Genomic DNA, 7,386 nt, shown 5'->3' on the forward strand with positions numbered 1-7,386 from the left:
CAGGCGGGGTCACTCGGAGTGAGCCGGCGGGAGTCGAGCCAACAGAAGTCACTGCCGGCCGGAGTCACTGCCGCCCCCGCTTCAGCAGCTCCCGCTCCTTCTCCGACAGCCCACCCCACACCCCGAACTTCTCATCGTGCCTCAGCGCGAACTCCAAGCACTCCACCCTCCCCTCGCACGCCTTGCACAGGCGCTTCGCCTCTCGTGTCGAGGTCCCGGGGGCCGGGAAGAAGAACTCCGGTCCTGTCTGTGCGCACAGTGCTGTCTCCTGCCAGGAGAGTTCGTCGTCGGTGGAATCTATCGGCATACCGCCGACCCTCACCCAGACCGATAAACGCCGGATCAATGCGGGATCAACACCGCCGGGCCCGCCGGGCGCGCGCTTCGGGTCCATGAGGTGCGCCCTGCGCGTATACGGGTCGCACCGCCCGGTCGCACCGCCCGGTCGCACCGCCGGGTCGCACCGCCGGGTCCGCGAGGTGCTACTGCACTCCCTGCATCAGCGCGAACCGCGCCCCCGCGGGATCCGTCAGCTTGGCGAAACGGCCGACGCCCTCCATGTCGACCGGGGCCATCCGGACCGTGCCGCCCAGCTCCGTCGCGCGGGCGGCCGTGGCATCGCAGTCGGAGACCTCGAAGTAGGGCAGCCAGTGCGCATCCGACTCGATGGGGTCGATCTCCAGGGGGACGAGGCCGCCGAACATCGCGTCGACGCCGGCGGCGGAGGGGTGGACCATCGTGTAGGTGCCGGAGCCGTCGGGGAAGGGCATCGCGGAGGTGCCCCAGTCGAAGACGGTGGAGTAGAAGGCGAGGGAGGCTTCCTGGTCGGGGGTGTACAGCTCCAGCCAGCACAGGGAGCCCGGGACGTTGATCAGGTCGAGGCCCTTGTTCCGGCCGGGCTGCCAGGTCGAGAAGGTCGTACCGGCGGGGTCGGTGAAGACGGCCATCCGGCCCAGGTCGAAGACGTCCATCGGGTCGAGCGGGACGGTGCCGCCGCCCTTGCGGACCGCCTCGGCCGTGGCGTCGGCGTCAGGTGACTGGAAATAGACGTTCCAGGCGGGCGGGCCCTGTTCCGGGGGGACGGTCATGGCGCCCGCCGCGGTCTGGCCGTCGAGCTGGTACATCCCGTACCCGCCCGCCTCGGGCCCGGCCGACTGAAAGGTCCAGCCGAAGAGGCCGCCGTAGAACCTGTTCGCCGCGTCGATGTCCGGGGTGCCCAGGTCGATCCAGTTCGGGGCGCCGGTGACGTAACGGGTGGTGAGCATGGTGCGCTCCTTCGTAGGGTCCCGTTGGCCTGTCGCTCCCGAGTCTGCTACCGATGGCGCGCACCCGCACCCGTAGCGGGGTCAGTGCCCCGCGTGCCCGCTCGGCTTCGCCCGGGACTCCGGTTGCGACTCCGGTTGGGACTCCAATTGCGGCTCCGGCTGCGACTCCGGCTGCGACTCCGGCTGCGTCTTCGGCTGGACCCCGTGATGCGGGTCGTACCCCGGAATCGTGCCGTCCGGCTTCGCCACCAGAAACAGCCCGGCCATGCCCATGTCCGAGTGGCTCTGCACATGGCAGTGGTACATCCAGGCGCCCGCGCCCACGTTCTCCCCGGCGATCACCTGGAAGCCGAAGGAGTCGGCGGGGCCCGTGATCTTGTTGTCGATCACCCGGCTGACGTCGTTGGGCCCCTGGAGCAGTCCTGTTCTGTTGTCCGCCCAGCGATGTCCGTGCATATGGAACGTGTGGTACAGCTCGCCGTGAGTGATCATGACGATCTCCACCCGGTCGCCCACCGTGGCCCGGAAATCGGGGCTGGCGTCGGCGGGCTTGTTGTTGATCAACATGTCGTTGAAGACGATGGTGAACTGCTTGTCGGGGAGGATGTCGCCCTTTCTGCGGACCACCAGCGGGCCGTAGAGGCCCTTGCGGAGACCGTGTGTGCCGTGGTCGGTGCCCACCACATGGTCGTGGTAGTGCCAGTAGCCCGCGCTGCCCTGCCGCCAGGTGCCGTCCGCGCGCCGGCCCGGCAGATGGGTGCGCCAGGTGTACGTGCGGGTGGCGCCGGGCTCCACATGGCTGCGGCTGAGCCGGGTGCCGTCATTGGCGATGTCGTAGTCGACGCCGTGGACATGCAGGCTCACAGGCACATCCATGGTGTTCTCGAACTCGATGTGCAGGGTGTCGCCCTCGATCAGCTCGATCATCGGGCCGGGGATGGTCGCCTTGCCCTTCGCCAGGCCGTAGCCCATCGAGCCGTCCGCCAGCTTCTCGGCGTACAGCTTCATACGGCGTACCCGGCCGCCGGCCGGTGCCGTCTTCGGTGTCCCCGCCGCCAATGGGGCACTTGCCGCGCCCGGGGCGGACGCGAGGGACAACGAGGTCGCTCCGGTGGCCGCGACCGCGCTTCCCGCCAGCAGCCGTCGGTTGAAGCTCCGTCTGTCCATGCCGAACTCTCCACTCTGTTCCGGAGATTGCGGGGCACATGGGACCCCGGGGACGGCCATACGGTAGCCGGAGGATCATTGTTTATCCACGCCCAGGACAAAGTTCGTTCTTTTTCGGTCGTAGCTATTGGCGAACTGCCGAAAGGGGTCTAGCTTCCAGGCTGTTGTTGTGACCGAAGAGGGGTGGGTGACCACATGCAGCACGCTCCGGATCACAGGTCGAGATCCCGAAGAAACGCGCTGGCGGCGGCCCTTGGGGTCGGCGCCCTGACCGTGTCCCTGCTCGGCGGGGGCAATATCGCCTCCGCCAAGCCACCACCGGAACCGAGGGCGACAACGTTGTCCCTCCCGTCGCCCCCGGGCGGCAAGAACGTGCGGGTCCTCGTCTTCCACAGCTCGGCGACCGATGAGTCGCCGATCGTCAACGCCGGTATCCAGGCGATCGAGACGATCGGTCAGACCGGCCCGGCGGCGGGCCGGTTCGCCACCGAGGCAACCGATGACGCCTCGGTGTTCACCAACGCCGCCCGGCTCGGCAAGTACAACGCGGTCGTCTTCCTGACGGGCGGCGGCGATGTGCTCGACCCCGAGCAGGAGTCCGGCCTGGAGCAGTACATGGAGGCGGGCGGCGGCTTCCTCGGCGTCCATGACGCGGCGCGGACCGAACCGTACTCCGAGTGGTTCACCGGCCTCGTCGGCGCACGCCCGACAGGGGCGCCGAGCACGGTCCAGCGGGCCGTCATCGAGGTCGGCGACCGTCAGCATCCGGCCACCCGGTCCCTGCCGCTCCAGTGGAAGCGCCCCGACAAGTGGTTCAACTGGTCGGTGAACCCGTCGGGCAGTGTGCACACCGTGGCCCGGCTCAAGGAGACCTCGTACAAACCGGGCACCGGGGCCAACGGCTGGGACAAGCCGATCTCCTGGTGCCGTGACTACGACGGCGGGCGCTCCTTCTACACCGGGATGGGCGGTACGGTCGACAGCTTCTCGGAGACCGACTTCCGCGACCATCTGCGCGGGGCGCTGGCCTGGACGAGCCGTATCTCGCGCGCCGACTGCAAGGCCACCATCAACGCCAACTACACGGCGGAGCGGGTCACCCAGCCCAATCAGCCGGGGCAGAACGACCAGATCGGCGAACCGCACGGACTGGTCACCGCCCCCGACGGGCGGGTGTTCTACATCGGGCGCGGCGGCGGCGACAGCAGCAAGCCGGTCGTCACCGACTGGAACAACCCCGAGATCGGCAAGGGCGACGGCGAGATCCATGTCTTCGACCCGAAGACGAAGAAGGTCTCGCTCGCCGGGGTGCTGTCCGTCTTCGGCAACAAGGGCGGCGGCGATGAGCTGATCAAGAACGAGGAGGGGCTGCTCGGCATCGAGCTGGACCCGGCGTTCATGACCAACGGCTGGGTGTATCTGCACTACACCCCGCACTCGGAGATCAACCGCGACACCCGTGTCGCCGATCGCCGGGTCTCGCGCTTCAAGTTCGACTTCACCACCAACAAGCTCAATCTCGCGAGCGAGAAGGTGCTGCTGAAGTGGCCGGTACAGATCCACAGCTGCTGCCACTCGGGCGGCGGGATGGCGTGGGACTCGAAGGGGAACCTCTACATCGCGACCGGTGACAACAACTCCTCCCGGTTCAGCGACGGCTACTCGGGCAACAACCCGCAGCCGAACTACAAGGGGCTCTCGTTCGCCGACGCGCGCCGCACCTCCGGCAACACCAACAACCTCAACGGGAAGATCCTGCGGATCCGCCCCGAGAAGAACGGCACCTACACCCTCCCATCGGGGAACCTCTTCACCGGTGAGGAACCCGACGAGGGCGGCGGCAAGACCCGTGGCGAGATCTATGTCATGGGCGTCCGCAACCCGGCCCGGATCTTTGTCGACAAGAAGACGGACATCCTGTACGCGGGGTGGGTCGGCCCGGACGCCGGGGCGCCCTCCACGACCTGGGGTCCCGCCAAGTACGACACCTTCGCCGCCATCACCAAGCCCGGCAACCACGGCTGGCCGTTCTGCATGGGCAACAACCAGCCCTACCGGGACCGCGGCCTGACCGATCCGACCAAGCCGCTCGGCTGGTACAACTGCGCGGCCCCCAAGAACGAGTCCCCCAACAACGACGGTCTGGTGAATGTGCCGCCCGTCACCCCCAACACGATCTGGTACGCGCCCCAGGGCGGCGGCCCCGACTTCCCGCGCGACGCCAACGGCGTGCCCAGCTACAAGCTGGAGGACCAGAAACTGCTGATGCCCTGGCTCAAGGGCGGCGGCCAGGCGACCATGAACGGCCCGGTCTACCGCTACGACACGGGGAGCACCAGCGCCACCAAGTGGCCCTCGTACTGGGACGGCAAGTGGTTCGTCGGTGACTTCTACGACGGTGACCAGCCGCGGCACGCGGTGCTGACCGACCCCAAGACCGTGGGCAAGGGCGGCATCCCGGTGCACGCCGAATCGCTGAAGAAGATCATCCCGGTCGGCAACAGCGGTATCCGCAACCTCATGGACTGGAAGTTCGCACCCGACGGCTCGCTCTACGTCCTCGACTACGGGCGCGGGTTCTTCACCTCCCACTCCACATCGGCGCTGTGGCACATCACGTACAAGGGCGGCGAGGCGACGCCGTCCGCCGACAAGCTGGCACGGAAGGCGGCACGGTGAGACACAGAGCGAAACATATGTGGACGGCCCTGGTGGCCTCCGTCGCGATGGTCGTCGGGCTGATGTCCGCGGCGGCGTACGGGCAGGGCACCGGGTCCCGTGGCGGCGAAGAGGCGAAGGCCGCGGCACAGACACTGACCTGGACCGCGGGCGACCCGATCGACCGGTATCTCTCCTTCCCCACCACGGCGGTGGAGGGCCAGACGACGATCACCTTCGAGAACAGCCGGGCGACCGGCAACACGACCGGGATGCCGCACTCCCTGACCTTCGATGTGTCGGACCCGGAGTACAACAACGACGTACCGCTGAACATCCTCGCCAACCCCGGTGACGAGAAGGGCGGCAAGCACAGCGTCGATGTCACCCTGACGCCCGGCCGCTACCGCTTCTACTGCACCATCCCCGGCCACGGGACGATGCAGGGCATCCTCACCGTCACCGAGGGCACCGGCGGGGACACCACGGCGCCCGTCACCTCGGCGAAGGTCGACGGCGACAAGAACGCCGACGGCGCGTACGTCGGGCAGGCGACGGTCACGGTCTCGGCGACCGACGAGGGCTCCGGAGTGGCGAAGACCGAGTACGCCGTGGGAGCCGACGGGCCGTGGCAGGCGTACACCGCCCCGGTGGTCGTCAACACGGTCGGCACCCACAAGATCCGCTACCGGGCCACCGACAAGGCGGGGAACACGGCTGCCGAGAAGTCCGAGGAGTTCCGGGTGGCCGCCCCGTCGACCGACGACAAGACGCCGCCGGAGACCTCGGCGACCGTCAGCGGCGAGCGGAACGACCAGGGCCAGTATCTGGACATGGCCACGGTCACCGTGACCGCGTCCGACACCGGCTCGGGCGTCAACACCATCGAGTACGCGATCGGCGCGAGCGGTGCCTGGCAGCCGTACACCGCCCCGGTGATGGTGCACGCGGCCGGCACCCACAAGGTGCGCTTCAAGGCGACCGACAAGGCGGGCAACGCCGCCGCCGAGAAGTCCGCCGACTTCACGGTCGTCCCCGCGCCCTCCCCCGACACCACCCCGCCGGTCACCGGCGCGGATGTGGCGGGCCAGCAGAACTCCGACGGCGCGTACATCACCAGCGCCAAGGTGACGGTCAACGCGACCGACGTCGACGGCTCCGGGGTCGACAAGGTCGAGTACTCCCTCGACGGCGGCCCGTACCTCGCCTACACCGCCCCCGTGCTCGTCGACCGGGTGGGCTTCCACACGGTGCTGCACCGGGCGACGGACAAGGCGGGCAACACCTCGGCGGCCCAGAAGGTGACCTTCACGGTCGCCGAGGGCGGCGGGGTCCCGGCCCCCAACTGTCCCGAGTGGGACGAACGGCTGACGGTGATCGTCGGCACGGTCGACACGGGTGTGCCCAACCGGATGACCCGCAGCCGCTGCACGGTCAACGAGCTGATCGAGGACGAGAAGTCCTGGTCGTCCCACGCGCTGTTCCTCAAGCACGTGGACCAGGTGCTCGACCGGCTCCTCGCCGACGCCGTCATCGACACCCGTGAGCACCGGAAGATCTACAGCGCCGCCAAGAAGTCCGGCATCGGCAAGCCCGGCCAGAACACCGGCTACCGCGATATCTTCGACGGCACCAAGTCGTCGTTCGACAAGTGGCAGCACGTCGGGGGCGGTTCGTTCGCCCTCAACGACGACGGGACGATGACCAGCGGCACCACCAAGGGCGGCCTGGGCATGCTGTGGCTCCCGCAGAAGCAGTACGGGGACTTCTCGCTGAAGCTCCAGTGGCGGGACGACGCGCCCGGCACCGGCAACGCCAACAGCGGTGTCTTCGTCCGCTTCCCCTACGTCCACGACAACCCGGAGGAGCCGCGCCCCGAGTGGGTCGCCATCAAGTACGGCCATGAGGTGCAGGTCCTGGACCGGCCCGACGGCGACATGTACAAGACCGGTTCGGTCTACGGCTTCGACCGCGTCGGGCTCGCGGGCGCCGGGGTGACCCCCAAGGGCACCTGGAACGACTACGAGATCCGGGTGGTCGGCCAGTCGTACTCGGTCTACCGCAACGGTGTGCTGATCAACCAGTTCGAGAACACGGCCGGGCAGACCTTCACCCCGCCGCGCTCCGACGACGTCGGCACCGACGGCCGCCGGTACGCCCTGGGCCACATCGGGCTCCAGGTCCACGGCACCACGGACGTGGTCTCGTACCGCAACATCCGCATCCAGGAGCTGTAGCCGGGAAGACCCCCGGTCAGCTCCCCCGCTGAGGCCGCCGCCCACCATGGATCCCATGG

At 68.5% G+C, this 7,386-nt stretch carries 5 protein-coding genes; 2 read left to right on the top strand and 3 right to left on the bottom strand.

Annotation, left to right across the window (positions count from 1 at the left end; genetic code table 11):
* Positions 1–64: 64 nt before the first annotated feature.
* The 3 genes from ACWF94_RS27625 to ACWF94_RS27635 all read right to left on the bottom strand — a co-directional run bounded on the left by ACWF94_RS27625 (position 65) and on the right by ACWF94_RS27635 (position 2,432).
* Entirely contained in the window at positions 65–307 is a 243-nt protein-coding gene (locus ACWF94_RS27625) for a WhiB family transcriptional regulator (protein ID WP_453494048.1), read from the bottom strand.
* Between the two features lie 175 nt (positions 308–482).
* Positions 483–1,265, bottom strand: a complete 783-nt coding sequence (locus ACWF94_RS27630; RefSeq protein ID WP_453494051.1) for a VOC family protein — start codon at positions 1,263–1,265, stop codon at positions 483–485.
* Between the two features lie 81 nt (positions 1,266–1,346).
* Positions 1,347–2,432 carry a multicopper oxidase domain-containing protein gene (locus ACWF94_RS27635; RefSeq protein ID WP_453494054.1) on the bottom strand — a complete coding sequence of 362 codons (1,086 nt, stop codon included), beginning with the start codon at positions 2,430–2,432 and terminating at the stop codon, positions 1,347–1,349.
* Between the two features lie 195 nt (positions 2,433–2,627).
* Here ACWF94_RS27635 and ACWF94_RS27640 point away from each other — a divergent pair, with 195 nt between their 5' ends.
* Both ACWF94_RS27640 and ACWF94_RS27645 read left to right on the top strand, forming a co-directional pair.
* Complete coding sequence (locus tag ACWF94_RS27640; protein WP_453494057.1) at positions 2,628–5,111, top strand: ThuA domain-containing protein; 2,484 nt, start codon at positions 2,628–2,630, stop codon at positions 5,109–5,111.
* Between the two features lie 17 nt (positions 5,112–5,128).
* The gene (locus ACWF94_RS27645) at positions 5,129–7,327 is read left to right on the top strand and encodes an OmpL47-type beta-barrel domain-containing protein (protein WP_453494060.1); all 2,199 of its coding nucleotides are present in this window, start codon (positions 5,129–5,131) and stop codon (positions 7,325–7,327) included.
* Positions 7,328–7,386 lie beyond the last annotated feature (59 nt).

The organism is Streptomyces sp. NPDC055078, assembly GCF_053607985.1.